General features: G+C 67.2%; 15 protein-coding genes and 1 pseudogene. 7 read left to right on the forward strand and 9 right to left on the reverse strand.

Translation table 11 applies throughout. The features are described 5' to 3' along the window. Window positions 1-141 precede the first annotated feature (141 nt). Entirely contained in the window at window positions 142-1,515 is a 1,374-nt protein-coding gene (locus ACWDAS_RS23075; protein ID WP_450393926.1) for a cryptochrome/photolyase family protein, read from the forward strand. A 37-nt stretch (window positions 1,516-1,552) separates the two neighbouring features. Here ACWDAS_RS23075 and ACWDAS_RS23080 read toward each other — a convergent pair whose 3' ends face one another. Next, the gene (locus ACWDAS_RS23080) at window positions 1,553-1,993 is read right to left on the reverse strand and encodes an SRPBCC family protein (protein ID WP_450393928.1); all 441 of its coding nucleotides are present in this window, start codon (window positions 1,991-1,993) and stop codon (window positions 1,553-1,555) included. Window positions 1,994-2,300: 307 nt separating this feature from the next. Between ACWDAS_RS23080 and ACWDAS_RS23085 the strand changes: the two genes are divergently transcribed. Genes ACWDAS_RS23085 through ACWDAS_RS23105 form a run of 5 tightly spaced genes read left to right on the forward strand, consistent with a single transcriptional unit; the run spans window position 2,301 to window position 7,704 of the window. Then, window positions 2,301-3,410, forward strand: coding sequence for a polyprenyl synthetase family protein (locus ACWDAS_RS23085; RefSeq protein WP_450393931.1), 1,110 nt, complete (start codon window positions 2,301-2,303; stop codon window positions 3,408-3,410). Continuing rightward, a complete protein-coding gene (gene crtI, locus ACWDAS_RS23090) occupies window positions 3,407-4,936 on the forward strand; it encodes a phytoene desaturase family protein (RefSeq protein ID WP_450393932.1) in 1,530 nt (509 codons plus the stop codon). The genes ACWDAS_RS23085 and crtI overlap by 4 nt, the downstream gene beginning before the upstream one ends. After that, a complete protein-coding gene (locus tag ACWDAS_RS23095; RefSeq protein WP_450393935.1) occupies window positions 4,933-5,931 on the forward strand; it encodes a phytoene/squalene synthase family protein in 999 nt (332 codons plus the stop codon). The genes crtI and ACWDAS_RS23095 overlap by 4 nt, the downstream gene beginning before the upstream one ends. Beyond that, window positions 5,928-6,953: a DUF5914 domain-containing protein gene (locus ACWDAS_RS23100; RefSeq protein ID WP_450393937.1), complete on the forward strand. Its 1,026-nt coding sequence runs from the start codon at window positions 5,928-5,930 to the stop codon at window positions 6,951-6,953. The genes ACWDAS_RS23095 and ACWDAS_RS23100 overlap by 4 nt, the downstream gene beginning before the upstream one ends. A 34-nt stretch (window positions 6,954-6,987) precedes the next feature. Beyond that, window positions 6,988-7,704 (forward strand): class I SAM-dependent methyltransferase, encoded by a 717-nt coding sequence (locus ACWDAS_RS23105; protein WP_450393940.1) that lies wholly within the window; start codon window positions 6,988-6,990, stop codon window positions 7,702-7,704. 184 nt (window positions 7,705-7,888) lie between these two features. On the opposite strand, the gene ACWDAS_RS23110 is transcribed toward ACWDAS_RS23105, so the two are convergent. From ACWDAS_RS23110 to ACWDAS_RS23145, 8 genes and pseudogenes are all read right to left on the reverse strand, one after another. After that, window positions 7,889-8,311, reverse strand: a complete 423-nt coding sequence (locus ACWDAS_RS23110) for a DUF6479 family protein (RefSeq protein ID WP_450393943.1) — start codon at window positions 8,309-8,311, stop codon at window positions 7,889-7,891. A 58-nt stretch (window positions 8,312-8,369) separates the two neighbouring features. Next, a complete protein-coding gene (locus ACWDAS_RS23115; RefSeq protein WP_450393946.1) occupies window positions 8,370-8,972 on the reverse strand; it encodes a transposase in 603 nt (200 codons plus the stop codon). After that, window positions 8,969-9,712 carry an anti-sigma factor gene (locus ACWDAS_RS23120; protein WP_450393948.1) on the reverse strand — a complete coding sequence of 248 codons (744 nt, stop codon included), beginning with the start codon at window positions 9,710-9,712 and terminating at the stop codon, window positions 8,969-8,971. The genes ACWDAS_RS23115 and ACWDAS_RS23120 overlap by 4 nt, the downstream gene beginning before the upstream one ends. Then, entirely contained in the window at window positions 9,709-10,296 is a 588-nt protein-coding gene (sigK, locus tag ACWDAS_RS23125; RefSeq protein WP_450393950.1) for an ECF RNA polymerase sigma factor SigK, read from the reverse strand. Before sigK ends, ACWDAS_RS23120 begins: the two co-directional genes overlap by 4 nt. Window positions 10,297-10,616: 320 nt before the next feature. Next, on the reverse strand, window positions 10,617-11,276 hold the full coding sequence (locus ACWDAS_RS23130) for a fasciclin domain-containing protein (RefSeq protein WP_450393952.1): 660 nt from the start codon (window positions 11,274-11,276) through the stop codon (window positions 10,617-10,619). Window positions 11,277-11,364: 88 nt separating this feature from the next. After that, window positions 11,365-12,951 (reverse strand): molybdopterin-dependent oxidoreductase, encoded by a 1,587-nt coding sequence (locus ACWDAS_RS23135; protein WP_450393954.1) that lies wholly within the window; start codon window positions 12,949-12,951, stop codon window positions 11,365-11,367. Window positions 12,952-13,172: 221 nt separating this feature from the next. After that, a pseudogene (gene fbiC, locus ACWDAS_RS23140) lies at window positions 13,173-13,577 on the reverse strand (7,8-didemethyl-8-hydroxy-5-deazariboflavin synthase); the annotation flags it as partial. A 164-nt stretch (window positions 13,578-13,741) separates the two neighbouring features. After that, on the reverse strand, window positions 13,742-14,959 hold the full coding sequence (locus ACWDAS_RS23145; protein WP_450393957.1) for an MFS transporter: 1,218 nt from the start codon (window positions 14,957-14,959) through the stop codon (window positions 13,742-13,744). 587 nt (window positions 14,960-15,546) lie between these two features. Here ACWDAS_RS23145 and ACWDAS_RS23150 point away from each other — a divergent pair. Next, window positions 15,547-16,296 carry an SDR family oxidoreductase gene (locus ACWDAS_RS23150; protein ID WP_450393959.1) on the forward strand — a complete coding sequence of 250 codons (750 nt, stop codon included), beginning with the start codon at window positions 15,547-15,549 and terminating at the stop codon, window positions 16,294-16,296. Window positions 16,297-16,366: the final 70 nt, after the last annotated feature.

Here is a 16,366-nt window from a genome sequence, read left to right on the forward strand (position 1 = left end):
CTCCGAAGACAGAAATGTCGGGTTCCCCATAACCAGCAGGTCTCTGTGTTGCCTGAGGTGGCAACGCGCGCAGATCTCACGCATCCGCGGCGCCGCTGGGCGGGGAAAGGCGGGCACAGGATGAATCTCGGGAGCTGCCCCATGACCGTCGCGATTGTGCTGTTCACGTCGGACCTTCGTTTGCACGACCACCCCCCGCTGAGCGCTGCTGTCATGTCGAACTCGTTCGTGGTGCCACTGTTTGTGCGCGACGAGGGCATCGCGGCAATCGGCTTCGATGCCCCCAACCGCCAGGCTTTCCTGGCCGACTGCCTGCGGGATCTCGATCAGGGGCTGCGGAAACGCGGTGGGCGGCTGATCCTGCGCTCGGGCGAGGTCGTGGAGCAGGTCTGCAAGGTCGTCGCCGATGCCGAAGCCGACGAAGTACACATGGCCGCAGGGACAAGCGCCTACGCCCGGGCGCGCGAGGAGCGGCTTCGCCGCGCTCTGGAGCGGGAGGGTACCCGCCTGTACGTACATGAGGCCGTGACGACTGCTCTTGCACCTGGCGCAGTGGTGCCTTCCGGTTCGGATCACTTTGCAGTGTTCACCGCATACTTCCGTCGCTGGTCGCAGCGTGACATCCGAACGACGCTGGGCGCGCCGCGCAGGGTGCAGGTTCCCAGGGAGATTCACTCCGAGAACCTTCCTGAGCGCAAAGGTGTCACTGGTGTGTCGCCGGGCCTTGCGTCGGGCGGCGAGGAGGAGGGGCGCCGGGGACTGGCGTTGTGGTTGAAGAACGGAATCGCGCAGTACGAGGAACGACACGATGATTTGGCGGCCGACGCGACCTCCCGGTTGTCCGCGCATCTGCACTTCGGAACGCTTTCTGCCGCAGAGCTCGTTCATCGTGCACGCTCGGCGGGCGGGGATGGTGCGGAGGCGTTCGTACGGCAGTTGTGCTGGCGGGACTTCCATCATCAGGTCCTGGCAGCACGGCCCCACGTGGCAGCGGCGGACTATCGGCCAAGGGGAGATCGCTGGCGTTCGGAGGGCGCGGCCGAGGAGGACCTTCAGGCGTGGAAGGAAGGGCGAACCGGTTATCCGCTGGTCGACGCCGCGATGCGGCAGTTGCGTCATGAGGGCTGGGTGCACAACCGTGGCCGGCTGATCACGGCGAGTTTCCTGACCAAGACGCTTTACATCGATTGGCGTGCAGGCGCCCGGTACTTCCTCGAGTGGCTCGTGGACGGTGACGTGGCGAACAATCAGCTCAATTGGCAGTGGATTGCGGGCACGGGTACGGACACCCGCCCCAACCGGGTGCTCAACCCGGTACGTCAGGGCATGCGGTACGACGCCGAGGGCACCTATGTCCGCAGGTGGGTGCCTGAGTTGGAGGGACTTGAGGGGTCTGAGGTGCACCAGCCGTGGAAGCTGCCCGAGGCACGGCGTGCTCTGTACGACTACCCGGATCCCGTCGTCGGCCTCGCTGAGGGGCTGGAGCGGTTCCGGCTTGGACGTGGGCTGGAGTGAGCGATCCTGGTCCGATGCGGTGGACTGTGGTGGATCTTCAGGGGTGCAGAGCCTGCTCCACTGCCTGCGGCATGGTGCGGGCGACCTCGTCTCCAAGCCTCTCGAACTCTCTCTTCAGCAAGGGGTCGGCAAGACGAGCCAGACCGTGGAAGGTGATCGTGGCGTCGTAGGTGACATGAGTTGCGTCCCCATCGGAGCGGAAGGCGAGATCGTCGACTGATTGGGCGGTCTTGTTGTTCCCGATGAACCGCAAACGGTCATCGGCTCGGTGCACGAGGCGATACGTGAGCTCAGTCCGGCGACCGCGAAACGCGCTGACGTTGCACCACTGGGCTCCCTCAGTGACGGGGCCGGCATCGATTCTGGTGCATCGGAGAGTTCCGGGATCCCACTGGACCGCGTTGCCAAAGTCGGCAAGGTAACTGATGACGTCAGGCATGGGTCGACGGATGACGAACGAACGTTGCACGTGAACCATGGCGCTCCCCCTTTCCCGAGGTACAACACCCCTACCCGGGAAAGCTGCTCACACACGATGGAAGCCCCCGCCCTGTCGTGGGTGGGGGCGTCGTTCCTTGGCGGTGGGGAGCACTCCTGTACGGCGCATCCGCGGGGATGGGTGGTGCGGAAGAAGGCGAAAGAGCCTGTCACACTTCCGGAGGATCGTGATGCGCCCAACCGGGGCAATCGAACGCGTGTCGGCCAGCGGGCGGACCGTCGTACCCGGCACCCCGTGCGAGGCAGTCGACGCCGACGTCGCCGGTAGCGTGGGCCATGAGCTCGCGGTGCTGCTCGACGAGCGGCTGACGTACTCCGCCTGCCTGGACGGTGTCTTCGCTCGGGATGTAGCACGCCCGATGGCGCAGTTCACCCTCGAAGGCGGTCGTCGCACGCGAGCGCGACTGCTCTGGTGGGCAATGCGGGCCTGCGGGGGCGGAAGCACGGAGACGGCTTCGGCGCTGCGCATGACCGCGGCAATCGAACTGATCCAGACGTGCGCGCTGATACAGGACGATGTCATGGATGGCTCACCGCAGCGGCGTGGGCGGGCGTCGTTTCATGCGCGGGTGGAGGAGGATTACCGGGATGTGATCGGAGGCGCTGGCCGCGCAGCGTCTTTCGCCGCCTCGGCAGCGATCCTGGCCGGTGATCTGGCACTGTCCTGGGCCGACGACATCGTGGCGGCTACCGACTTCCCCCGCGGGTCAGGGCGGGAAGTGCTCGAGATGTGGCGCCGCCTGCGCACCGAGATGGTTGCCGGCCAGTACCTGGACCTTCACGGCCAGGTGACGGGTTCGCGGTCCGTGATCCGTTCGCTGCAGGCTGCGCGGCTGAAGACCGCGTTGTACTCGGTTGAGCGTCCCTTGGCGTTCGGCGCAGTGATTGCGGGCGCGGACGCCGCGACGCTGCACGGGCTGCGGTGTGCTGGTCGTTACGCAGGCATAGCTTTCCAGCTCAAAGATGATCTCGACAGTGTCTTCGGTGACTCACTGCTGACCGGGAAAGAACCTGGGGAGGACATCAAAGCCGGCAAGCTCACCTACTTGATCGCGGTTGCCCGTGCCCGTGCGGAGTCGCAGCGGGACAACTACGTCATGTCCCTCTTGGACAGCGCCGTCGGCAACGCCTCACTTTCCCCATCGGATTTGCGGCAGGTTCAAGACGCCCTTGTCGCCTGTGGTGCCCGGCAGGCAGTGGAACAGCGCGTAGCGCGGCTCGGCCGGCTCGCTTCCCGGCACTTGAGGGCTCTTGACCTCGACCAGACCGCGGCGGAACGGCTGGCGGAGCTACTGGACGCCGTAATGGCTTTCGAGCCGACCGCACGAGGACTGCAGGAGGACCATGGCGCAGGTTCCGTGCTTATCGCGTCTGTGGCCCACGGAGGTGGCCGATGAGGACCGTCGGCGGCCGCACGGATCATGTCGTTGTCGTCGGTGCCGGTCTGGCCGGTCTGTCGGCGACTCTGCATCTGCTGGGTGCAGGCCGGCGTGTGACGGTCGTCGAGCGCGACCGACTGCCCGGGGGGCGGGCGGGCCGTATCGTGCAGGGCGGTTACCACTTCGACACGGGTCCGACCGTGCTGACCATGCCGGACCTCGTAGCTGATGCATTCGCCGCCGTGGGCGACACGCTCAGTGAGCGGCTGAAGCTGATCGCACTGCACCCGGCTTACCATGCCCGATTCTCCGATGGCAGTGCCCTTCAGGTGCACACCGACGCCAGGGCCATGGAAGCGGAGGTGGAACGGTTCGCCGGCGGTCGGGAGGCACTGGGGTACCGTCGGCTGCGGCGCTGGCTGCAAGAGCTGTACGGGGCCCAGATGAGACGTTTCATCGATACGAACTTCGACTCGCCGCTCGCCCTGCTGAACTCGGACCTTGCAAGGCTCGCAGCCCTCGGTGGCTTCGGCCGCCTGGACGCGAAAGTCGGGCGTTTCATCACCGACGAACGCCTGCAGCGAGTGTTTTCCTTCCAGTCCCTGTATGCCGGAGTGGCACCTTCACGTGCGTTGGCGGCATACGCGGTGATCGCATACATGGATACGGTGGCCGGGGTGTACTTTCCCGCCGGGGGGATGCATGCCCTTCCCCGTGCCATGGCCGAAGCCGCCGCGGATGCAGGTGCCGACTTCCGCTACGGACACCACGTCACCCGCCTGGAACGCGCCGGTGACAGGATTACCGCCGTCGTCACCGACCAGGCGCGCATTCCCTGTGACGCGGTCGTTCTCACCCCTGACTTGCATGCGACATACGGGCTGCTGGGCCGTAGCCCCAGGCGCCCTCTGGCCCTGCGCCACGCACCGTCTGCGGTCGTCCTGCACACCGGTGGTGGCAGCAGTTGGCCGGAGTTGGGACATCACACTCTCTCCTTCGGGACCTCGTGGAAACGCACCTTCCAGGAGTTGACCCGGACCGGCGACCTGATGAGCGACCCGTCCCTGCTGATCACCCGGCCTACGGCCAGCGACCCCAGCCTGGCTCCCGCCGGCAAGCATGTGCACTACGTGTTGGCGCCCTGCCCCAACACCGAGATCGGCCCCGGCCCCAGCCAGTGGGAAGAACTTGCACCGCGCTATCGCCAAAGCATCCTGACGGAACTTGAGCGCCGAGGGCTTTCCGGATTCTCCGCGGCAATCGAGGAAGAGTGCCTCGTCACGCCGGCGGATTGGTCGCGGCAAGGACACGGCGCAGGCACACCGTTCTCCGTCGCGCACACCTTTGCGCAGACTGGTCCGTTCCGGCCTCGCAATCTCGTGAATGGCACGGCCAACGCCGTCTTGGCCGGATGCGGGACCACTCCGGGTGTCGGCGTCCCCACGGTCCTGATCTCCGGCAAGCTCGCGGCCGCCCGCATCACCGGCGCCCACCTGCGGTCTCGGACCGCCGTCCGTCAGGTCCAGGAAGGCAGCACCACATGACACGCCGCGAACTGGATGCTGCAGCGATCACCGATCCCAGCCTGCGCGCCGCCTACGATCAGTGTCGTCGCCTCAACGCACGTCACGGCAAGACGTATTTCCTGGCAACGCGGCTCCTACCGGTTCAGCATCGGCCCGCTGTGCACGCCCTGTACGGATTCGCCCGCTGGGCCGACGACATCGTCGACGACCTGGCCGGCGATGTCGGCCCTGCCGGGCGAGCACGCCAGCTGCAGCTGCTGACGGACCGTCTGCACGACGGCCTGCGCACCGGCCGCAGCAGCGAACCCGTGGTGATGGCCTTGGCTGATACTGCCGCTCGTTACGCCATCGACCATCTTCATTTCACGGACTTCCTCGAGTCCATGCACAGTGACTTGAGCGTGACGGACTACGCCACACTCGATGATCTGAAGCGCTACATGCACGGCTCCGCGGCGGTCATCGGACTGCAAATGCTTCCAGTCCTGGGTACCGTGGTCCCCCGCGAGGAGGCAGCACCGTACGCGGCTTCCCTGGGCGTGGCATTCCAGCTGACCAATTTCCTCCGGGATGTGGGCGAGGACCTCGACCGGGGACGGGTCTACCTGCCCGCCGATCTCCTGGCCGCTCACGGCGCGAGCAGGGAACTACTGCAATGGAGCCGCAGCACCGGCAAGGACGACCCTCGGATCACTGCGGCACTGCGAGCAGCGGCGGACCTCACCCATGACGTGTATCGCCAGGCCGCGCCCGGTGTGGACATGCTGGATCCGGTCGCGCGGCCCTGTATCCGCGCGGCCTTCATCCTCTACCGCGACATCCTTGCGGCGATTGCCGACGATGGTTACGCGTCGGTCCACCGGCGTGCGATCGTCCCTGGGCGTCGTCGGGCCCGTGTGGCAATGGATGGTCTGGTCCGGGTGACTGCGGCTCGGCTCACCGCCCAGCGGCGCGGCAAGCAGTCCTGTCGTCTCGATGCTCACAGCCCCCGATGGGAGGGCGAAGCCGGATGATCTCTACCCCTCCCCCGCGCCGGCCACGGTCGCCGCTGCGCCTGCGGAAGAACGCCACCCCATGGGAGCGTCAGCAACCCACGTGGCGCGACGCCAAGCCCGCACTCATCGACGCCGCCCTGAAACGGGCGCTGGCCCGCCCGTCAGGCAACTGGTTCGTACTCGGCGACAGTCGTGACATCAGGCCTGACACCAGCTTCGGCCAGACCATCGCAGGGAACGAGCTGGTCGCCTGGCGCAACGAAAGGGGTGACTTGGTCGTGGGCCCGGGAGCTTGCCCTCACCTGGGTGCTCCCCTCCGAGACAGCCCGGTACGCTGCGGCACCCTCATCTGTCACTGGCACGGCCTGTCACTGGACGGACGGGCTTTCGGCGGCTGGGAGCCTTACCCCAGCTTCGACGACGGCCTGCTCGCCTGGGTGCGACTCGACGACATCGGCGGGGAACAACCCCTGGATCGTCCGGTGCTGCCGACCCGTCCTCCCCTGGCCGACGCCGTCGCCAGCGTCTATGCCGGCCACGGCGTCTGTGAGCCCGATGACATCGTGGCCAACCGGCTCGATCCCTGGCACGGCGCATGGTTCCACCCCTACTCCTTCGTGGACCTGACGGTTCGAGAACAGTCCCCCTCGGGGGGCGAACCCGGCTCCGCCATGAACGACGCGCTGATCGTCGATGTGTCCTTCAAGATCGCCGGGCGGCTGGTGGCTCCGGTCACGGCGGTGTTCACCGCACCCGAACCGCGCACCGTCGTCATGCACATCACGGAAGGGGAAGGCGCCGGCTCCGTGGTCGAAACCCACGCCACCCCTATCGGACCGGACCTGCACGGGCGCCCGCGCACCGCAGTCATCGAGGCCGTTGTCGCTACCTCCGGCCGCCGCGGCTTTGCTGCAGCGCGCGCCATCACCCCGGTGTTGCGGCCGCTGGTACGAGCGGCCGCCGGTCGCTTGTGGCGGGACGACCTTGCTTACGCCGAACGCCGCTGGCAGCTGCGGACCCGAGGCCGCTTGCCCGGCTGACCATTATCCCGTCACAGACTAAAGGAGTACGAGCATGACGCTCTTGCGTAATGCTGAACTCGCCTCGGCGTTCGACCACGCATCCTCCTCCTACGACTGGATGGTTTCGGCGAATCCTGGCTACCACGGTCACCTGCGGCGATCGGCACGACGGCTCGGGCTGCCCGGACGCGGTGAGGGTCTACGGATTCTCGATCTGGGTTGCGGAACGGGGGCCTCCACTGCTGCTCTGCTGTCCGTCGCGCCGCACGCGAAGATCACAGCGTTGGACGCTTCAGCCGGGATGCTCGCAGTGGCTCGGGCAAAGCGCTGGCCGTCGGGAGTTTCGTTCGTCCAGGCGCCGGCGGAAGAACTTGCCCAGGTTCAAGAGGCGGGACCGTTCCACGCTGTCTTCGCGGCCTATCTCTTCCGGAACGTGGCGCATCCGGACGAGATCCTGGCACAGGTGCGAGATGCCCTCATCCCAGGAGGTCATATCGCCGTCCATGAGTACACCCTCAGTGGCAGGCTTCTGGATCGTGCAGTGTGGCAGGCCGTGTCCCGCGGCCTGGTGCTGCCCATCGCCCGCAGGCTAGGCGACGGCGCTTTGTACGAACACCTGTGGCGCAGTGTCGTCGATTTCGACACCGCACCAGTATTCGCGGGCCGCATGGAGGACGCCGGATTCACCGACGTGCGCATCCTGCCGCTGCCTGGCTGGCAGGCCGGCATCACTCACACCCTGGTGGCGCGCACACCGCGTACTGGCTAGGTGAGGCAAGCGTGCCGAAGGGGCGAGAGCGGCGGTGCATGCTGCGGGCTGGCGGCTGAACCTTTGGTCGACGCATTCGTCTCGGCAACCGCAAGGTGGCTCCGACCCGGAAGGTGTCGGAGCCACCCGGCGACAGCAGCGATCGGCTGTCGCAATCCTCTGGTTCGGCGTGAAGCGCGCGGCGTTAGTCCCGCCCAGACCGTTGCCTCGTGTGACCGTTGCCAGGGCTCTTCCCATCCGGGGCGGAGGGACTGACTCCGTGAGAACCCCAGTTACCGAAGCCCTTCAAGGAGTGCGGCAGGAGTCGGACTCCGTCGCTTGGCCATTCATCCGGTTCTCGCCATTCGGTCACCCAGTGCCGCTCCCCGTCCTGGTGCCCGGGTCCATGGTCTGGTGGGCACGGTTGGCCATATTCCTGACGGGTGTGCCAAGCTCCGCAGCGCGGCTGGGGTTTTTGCTCAGGCGGAGGTTCCTTGCTGCGGGCCCACACCCCCAGTGACACGGCCCCGACCAGGATTCCGACGAGGAAGATGCCTACGACCAGCGGTGCGATGCCGACGATGTAGCCGTGAGGCACAGCCAGTTGCACCAGTTCGGTTGCTGCCATAGCAGACACACTCCTATGATGCCGACACTCAGAACAAAGACTAGATCATTCGCAAATGTCACAAATGATCTACAAGTGCCGATTGCGGACACCCATCATTCCGCCTGGGTGGGGCCAGCGGATGCGGCGCACCAGAATCACCCCGCCGCCCCACAAAGCCAGACCCCTGCACCCATACCCAGGGCCTTTCGTTCAGCGGGCGGACCACAGGAAGCCCGCGACGCGGCGGGCGCATCGGCCGGCCCGGCCAACGGTGAGAACGAACGCGAGGAGCCGGCAGCGACCATCGGCCGCAAGACGGATCTTCGTCGTCAGTCAGCTGCGGGACCGGCCGATGGCGTAGCCGGTGGCTCGCCGGCCGGGACCCCTTTTTGCGGGCCCCGGCCGTGTGCTGGTCAGCCACGCACGACGGCGGAGTCCACCGACATGGCACAGGCAGGCCCTCGTCGGCGTCGACTCGGGCCACCGGCGCGTTGAAGGCACCCCGCCGGTTGCCATACCTCTCCGGCAGGTGAACCCACTGCGTACTGGAATACAACTTGACGGCGATCGCTTCGATCACCTGACGGTGATCCCGCCAGCGACTACCGCGCTTCGCCATCCGATCCGGGAGCAGCGGCTCACTTCGCGCCCACTGCGCGTCTGCAATGGCACGCCTCAAATGCGGAGGAGGACCACAGGTCGGGTGGTTGGCGCAGTGGACCCGCCTGGGGGTTCGGTCGTTACACCGACTGCCTCGGCACCCTCGGGGGCCTGCGGCAGCAAGATCGATCCGGCTGAGCCGTCGGGATGGAGAAGGCCAGCGGAGGTCATGGTGCCGCCTACTGAATACCACAGCTGGTAGACCTGGTCACCGGACAGGTCCGGCAGGCGGTCGTAGAGAAGGGCAGCCTGATGTTGCCCGGGAGAGGTCACTATCGTTGCCGTGCCGCCGCCGGTGACCTTCGCGGAATGGAAGGCAGCCTGAGGGTCTGCCAACACAGCAGCAAGTGTCGCTGCTCGCTGCTCGGCCCGAGCAGCACGAGTTCGTTGTACGTCGATGCTTCGCTCGAGTGAGAGGACCCAGCCGCCCAGGACAACGGCGATGGCAAGGCAAGCAGCGGCTGCCAGATACGACATACTCCGCCGCCGATGCAGCGGGAATACGGAAGAGTTCCCTTCCCCGACAGGAGGGACCTGCCTGATCTGCGGCAGGGCGACCATAATGCGCCCACGCAAGGAAGCCGGTGGGACGACGGCAGCCGCCAGCGCCAAACGCGCCGCAGTCTCACGGAACTCCCGTACCTCTGTGGTGCACGTCTGACACTGTCGAAGGTGAGCGCGAAAGGCGCTTGCCTGCGGTTCGGGCAAAGCATCCAGTGCGTAAGCACCGCTGAGGGTGTGTACGTCGGGAGTGTTCATGCTGTCACCCCCAGGCAGTCGCGAAGGCGGATCAGGCCGTCTCTCAAACGGGTCTTGACCGTCCCAAGAGGGGCGCCCAGCAGGTCGGCGGTTTCCTGGTGGGTGTAGCCGCGGTAGTAGGCCAGGGTCAGCGACTCGCGCTGCAGATCGGTCAGTTGCTCAAGGCAACGTCGTACCTGCTGCCGTTCAAGGCGCCGCTCGACCTGATCACTGACCACGTCATAGGGCGTCTGATGGTCTTTGACTGCGGCCTTGTGCTCGCGCTCGGCAGCTCTTTGGACCGAGCGAATCCGGTCTACGGCGCGGCGGTGGGCCAGCATCATGATCCAGGCCATGGCGCTGCTCTTTCCAGGATCGAAGCGGGCCGCTGAGCGCCACACCTCGATGAGGACCTCCTGGGAAACTTCCTCGGACTGGGCCGTATCTCGCAGCAACTTGCGCGTCAGGCCGAAGACGGCGCCGGCCACAGCGGTGTAGAGCGTTTCGAAGGCTTCTTGATCACCGCGGCCGATACGACCTACTAGGGTCTCCAGGTACCCCTGGCGGGTCCCTGTGGAGGGGCCACCAGGTGCCGCGATGCTCATGAGGACCTCCAAAAGTGGTGAACCATCACGACTTCTTCGGGCGCGCCGGCGTATCCGGATGCATCTGATGCAGTCGATGGCCCCGGCTCGTTGGGTTCCTGCTCGGGTGGGGCGCAGCTCGGTGCGTCAGCAGTGGGATCGTGTTCGAGAGGCAGGAGCGGTGCTGGAATTCAGAAGGGAAAGCTGGAAGGGGCGCGCCCGGAGGAGGTGTGTGCGGGTAAGTGGACGCACACAGCCGTTGTCCTCCTCCGGGCTGCCCGGCTTCTCGCGGCGCGCTCCTGACTGGTCAGGTCAGGCCGCTGGCCCTGGTCGGATGGCGGCTACTGGGGCATCAGGACGGTGTCGACGATGTAGACGGTGGCATTGGCGGTGGAGACGTTGCCGCACACGACATGGGAGGTGTTGTTGATCGTGTAGTCCTCGCCGGCGCCGGAGGTGGTGATCTTGCTCTTCTCCAGTGTGTCGAAGGAGCCGCTCTCCAGTTGGGTGGGCGTGATCTTCTGCCCGACGACGTGGTAGGTGAGGATCTTGGTGAGGGTGGCCTTGTCGTTGAGGACCTTGTCGAGCTGGGCCTTGGGAATCTTCGCGAAGGCGTCGTTGGTGGGGGCGAATACAGTGATGCCCTGAGCGTTGTTCAGGGTGTCCACCAGGCCCGCCTTCTTCACCGCGGCCACGAGCGTGGAGAGAACCGGGTTGTTGGACGCGGCGGTCGCCACCGGGTCCTTGGCCATGCCGTCGAAGCTGCCGGCGCCGTCCTTGGGCACAGCGGAGCACGCGGCGCCGAAGGGCTTGTCCATGGCCATGGCGGCGCCGGGGTCCTGGCTCGGTGAGCTGTCTCCGGCGGGGTTGGACGGTGCCATGGTGGACGAGGTGTCGGTGGCGTTGTCCTTGCCGTCGTCGCCGCAGGCGGTGAGGGCGAACGGCAGGATGGCGGCAGTCGCCGCTGCGACGGCAGTGCGGCGGACGCGCAGGGTGTTCATTCGGGTTTCTCCTTGGTTGTTTTCTTGATTGGGTGCCGGCTCATGAGACGGCGGGTTCATGCGGGAGCTGTTGGTCGAGGGCTGCTGGTCAATCCACGGTGACCACCACCGAATGCCATCCGCTGGCCCCGTCGGGGATCGTGCAGGCGCGCTGGGCTGTCTGGCCAGCGCCGGTGCCATCGGTAGCTCTGACGGTCAAGGTGTGAGACCCAGTCATGGCAGGCCAGGACAAGGACCAAAGGCGCCAGGTGTCGGTCGTTGCCTGGGCCGCGAGGGCGGCCTCCTGCCAGGGACCGTCGTCGACCCTCACCTCGACGCGGTTGATGCCCCGGTGCTGGGCCCAGGCGACGCCGGCGACCATGACCGTTCCGGCTTTTGGACGGGCGAACGGCTTGGGCGTGTCGATGCGGGCTTGGGTCTTGATCGGGGCCTCGCGAGCCCAGTTTCGCTTCACCCAGTACGCGTCGTAAGCGTCGAACGTGGTCAGTTCGATGTCCTGGATCCACTTGCACGCCGAGACGTACCCGTACAGGCCGGGGACGACCATGCGGACGGGGAAGCCGTGCTCCAGCGGCAACGGTTCGCCGTTCATCCCGAGTGCGAGCATGGCGTCGCGACCGTCCATGACGTCCTCAACGGGCGTGCCCAGCGTCATCCCGTCCACCGACCGGGACAGCAACTGGTCCGCCGGACCACCCTGGGACGGGGGCCGCACACCAGCCTCACGCAGCAGGTCTGCGAGCCGGACCCCGATCCAGCGGGCATTGCCGACGTACGGTCCTCCCACTTCGTTGGAGACGCAGGTCAAGGTAATGTCCCGCTCGATCAGCTCACGCTCGAGCAGGTTTTGGAAGGTCAGTTCCAATGGCGTCGTTACGCCGAGCCCTTGGAGGCGCAGCCGCCACCGCGAGGCGTCGACCTTGGGCACCACCAGCGCCGTATCGACGCGGTAGAAGTCCTGGTTCGGCGTGACGAACGAGCTGATTCCGGGGATGCGCAGTGCGGCGCCGCGGGGCACAGGGTTTGCGGGTGAGGCAGGCGCGGGCATTGCGACAGCCGCGCGGGACGCCACCGCCTGCTTGCCGCTGGACGAGCTCAGTCTGCGCCCGAGCGCACCCGCGGCCGTCGAGGCTGCAGCCGCGCCGGCAGCAGCCGCCAGAAAACGCCGACGGTCGAAGTCCCGGCCGTGAGACGCATTCGTGCCGGAGCCGTGTCGAGTGTTCAACCCGATGAGGAAGTACAGCAGGAGACCCCCGGCAACTGTCCCAACGACAGAGGGCAGCGCGTCCAGTGCACCAGCCGCGTCCGGCCGGCTCAGCGCCGCCGACACTCCGACGACACCGAACACAAAGAAGCCCATCGCCCCCACGAGCCGGTGCCGCAGGCACACCAGTCCCAATGCGACCGCCAGCACACCCAGGACGACGAGGATGCCGACCTCTAGTACGAACTTGTCGTCGGTACCGAACACCCGGATCGCCCAGGTCTTCACGGCCGCAGGAGCGTGGTCGATGGCCGCACCGCCTACCGCGACCACCGGACCGGCTTGTGTCCGCACAGCCCCAGCGACCGCCTCTGCAACCGCCAAGGCGGCAAAGGCAGCGAGCAGACCAGAGACCGCGCCCAGTCCACCGCGCGTCATTCGCTGCTTGCTGAAGATCCTCACGTGAGTCATTCGGAGCCCTGGAGCACCTAGATGGGTGCACCACCCGAAAGAGTGAAGATCGCCTGGCGTGAAGCTGGTGAACAGCTAGAAAGCAGCGCGCTCCCACAGGTGTTGCTTGGCAGGCAGACCGATTAGGCGCCTCGCAGGGACTCCTCACCCGCAGACGCCGCAACTTCGAGCGCAAAAACCGGCTCAGAGCGGACTGACCAAACGCTGAGCCTGGCTGGACGCAGCAGCAGGGCATACTCCCGGTCGGCGTCCGCCTGCGAGGGTGCGTCGCCGACCAGGTTCGGCGGTGCCTGGATGCGGGCGGACGGGCCCAGGACAAGGCGGGCGACGGCGACGGCGGCGGCCAGTTCGGCGGACTCCGCGTCGGGCACGGCTCGCATGACGGTGTCGGGCTTGGCGCGGAAGTTCTGCACGATCACTTCTTGGGTGCCGTGGTACTGCCGGGAAACGCGGCGGATCGCGAAGAGGGCGTCGGCGTGCTCCTCGTACGTCTCGCCGATGCCGATCAGGACGCCGGTGGTGAAGGGGACGGCGCTGCGCCCGGCGTCCTCCAGGACGCGCAGCCGTACGGCGGGCTCCTTCAGACGGTGCGAGGGGGTGCAAGGCCGCGGCGGCCTTGGCGGGGACCCGACTTCGCATGGTGGCGGCCGCTGCGCAGACGCAGGCATCCATTACTGCAAAGCCGGGCGGCGAGGAGGCCAGCGCTGCCGTCCCGGTCCCGTTGCTCCCCGGCGGCTTCCGGTTTCCCGCGCCCTGCCCGGGGATGGTGAGGCCGCTCCCCCGACTCGGTTCATCCGACGGACGGGAGGGGGCGGAGACGGGTAAGCGCGCTGAGCAGTGCGAGCGCGGCACCGAAGGTGAAGCCGGCCTGGATGCCGTATCCGTCGACAACCAGGCCTCCGGTGAACGATCCGGCCGCGAGTGCGATCTGGCTGACGCTGACCAGGATGGCCATGCCGCTCTCGGGGTCTTCAGGGGTTGTGCGCAGGATCCATGTCTGCAGCGTCAGCGGTACCGCGCCGAACGCCACACCCCAGGCCACGACCAGCGCGACGACTGCGGGCGCCGAGCCCGTCAGGGGGTTGAGGAGGACGGCTGCTGCTGCGACCAGGACGGTCGCGGTGATGTACACCGCCCGCGGGCTGCGGCAGATGACCGCGCCAGCGGCGAAGTTGCCGGCCAGCCCGGCCACCCCGTAGGCCAGCAGAACCGCGGTCACCGCGGAGGAGCCGAAGTGCGCCTGCCCTTCCAGGTACGGGGTGAGGTAGGTGTAGGCGGCAAAATGCCCTAGGAAGATCAGTGCCGTGCCCAGCAGGGCGATCCGGGGCGCGGGCTTGCGCAGGGCGGCGATGAGCGCCGCCGGGCGGAGCGCTCGGGTGGGTGGCAGCGCGGGCAGCCTCAGCAGCAGGGCTGCCAGTGCGAGCAGCGCGGCGCCCGCAGCGACGACGAATGCGGTCCGCCATCCCGCGAAGTGGCCTACCAGTGCGCCGAGTGGCAGGCTGACGACGGTGCCCGCAGAGATCCCGGCCGTGATCACAGCGGTGGCCCGGTGGACCGCCGGGGCCGGCACCAGCCGGGCGGCGACACCGGCGCCCATCGTCCAGAATCCGCCCACGCCCACCCCGAGCAGGATTCGGGCCACCGCCATCACGGCCACGTTGGGAGCGCAGGCCGCCAGGGCATTGGAGGCGGTGGTCAGCAGAGCGAGGGTGATGAGCACCCTGCGCCGGTCCAGCCACCCCGAGGCGATAGTGAGCAGGGGAGCGGTGACCGCAGCCGTCAGGCCGGGTGCCACCACCACCAGGGCGACGGTGCCGATGGACACGTGAAGGCCGGAGGCGATCACGGGCAGCAGCCCGATCGGCAGGAACTCCGTCAGCACCAGTACGAAGCACATCAGCGAGACGGAGGCGACCGCCGGCCAGTCACCGCGCGGCGAGCGTTTGTTCTGCGCGGAGGCCCGCTGCAACTGCCGTACGGCCGGCGCCGCACTGGAAGGACCATTCATGCACTCTCCTGGGAGTGGAGTCGTCGGACCGTGCCGCGCCGTCGTGCGGAGCACGCTCTTGCCTGGGGGTCGAGGCAGGCCGCACCTGTGCGCCCGGAAAGCCTGCCGGGTGACCTTCGATCGGAAAGCGGAAGCGGTCTGATGTATGCGATTCCAAGGCGCCGGGAGGCTCTCGTAGTCGAGCTACCAAAGCATTTCGGCAACGCGGGAAGCGTGCCTGCCGGGGCGTGGGCGCTCGATCAGAAGTCACCCGACAGGCTCTGAGGCGACGCAGGCTCCGGGGCGGAACGTGCAGTGCGCGTCACGCCTCACATCTAATGTAACCATAAGCATTACATCGACACCACGGGCCGGAATGCCGCGGCCGCGAGAGGCCCTCCGACCACATGGCGCCGGAACCGCCGGGCGCCAACTTGACACATCGCCTTGGGCGTCATAGTTTTTTATCAATCACTAAAAAACACGCCGTCCCCACCTGGACGCCCACATTGCGGGCCCCGGAGGGTGCGGCATCCGCGCGCCGCACAACGTAACAAAGATTGTTACTTCACCCGGCGCGAACTCATCTCGATTCGGAGCACCACAGCATGGGACAGCTTGACGGCAAGACGACCATCGTCACCGGCGGTACCAGCGGCATCGGCCTGGCCACCGCGCAGCGGTTCGCCGCCGAGGGCGCGCACGTGTTCATCACCGGCCGCCGCAAGGACGCGCTGGAGGCCGCCGTCGCACAGATCGGTCCGCGCGCCACCGGCGTGCGCGGCGACGTGTCCGACCTGGCCGACCTCGACCGGCTCTACGACGCCGTCGCCCAGCAGGGGCGCCGCATCGACGTGCTGTTCGCCAACGCGGGCGGCGGCAGCTTCGCCTCCCTGGAGCAGGTCACCGAGCAGCACTTCGACGAGACCTTCGGCAGCAACGTCAAGGGCCTGCTCTTCACCGTCCAGAAGGCACTGCCGCTGCTGAACGACGGCGCATCGGTCATCCTCACCGGCTCGACCGCCGGGTCCGCCGGTGCTGAGGCATTCGGTGTCTACGGCGCCTCCAAGGCGGCGGTGCGATCCTTCGCCCGTACCTGGGCCAACGAGCTCAAGGGCCGCGCCATCCGGGTCAACACCATCAGTCCCGGCCCGATCGACACCCCCGGCATCGACGGCCTCCTCCCCGACGCCGAGCAGAGGGCACAGGTCAAGGGCTTCCTCGCCGGCCAGGTGGCGCTCGGCCGGATGGGCCGCCCGGACGAGGTCGCTTCCACAGCGGTCTTCCTCGCCTCGGACCAGAGCACCTTCGTCACCGGCGTCGAACTCTTCGTCGACGGCGGTCTTAACCAGATCTGACACGGCGCAAGGCCTTTCGGCCAGAGCGCGAAGGGTAAGGGGGCCGGTTCGGCAGGGATCGCTCGCTGCC

This window comes from Streptomyces sp. NPDC001070, from assembly GCF_053598835.1.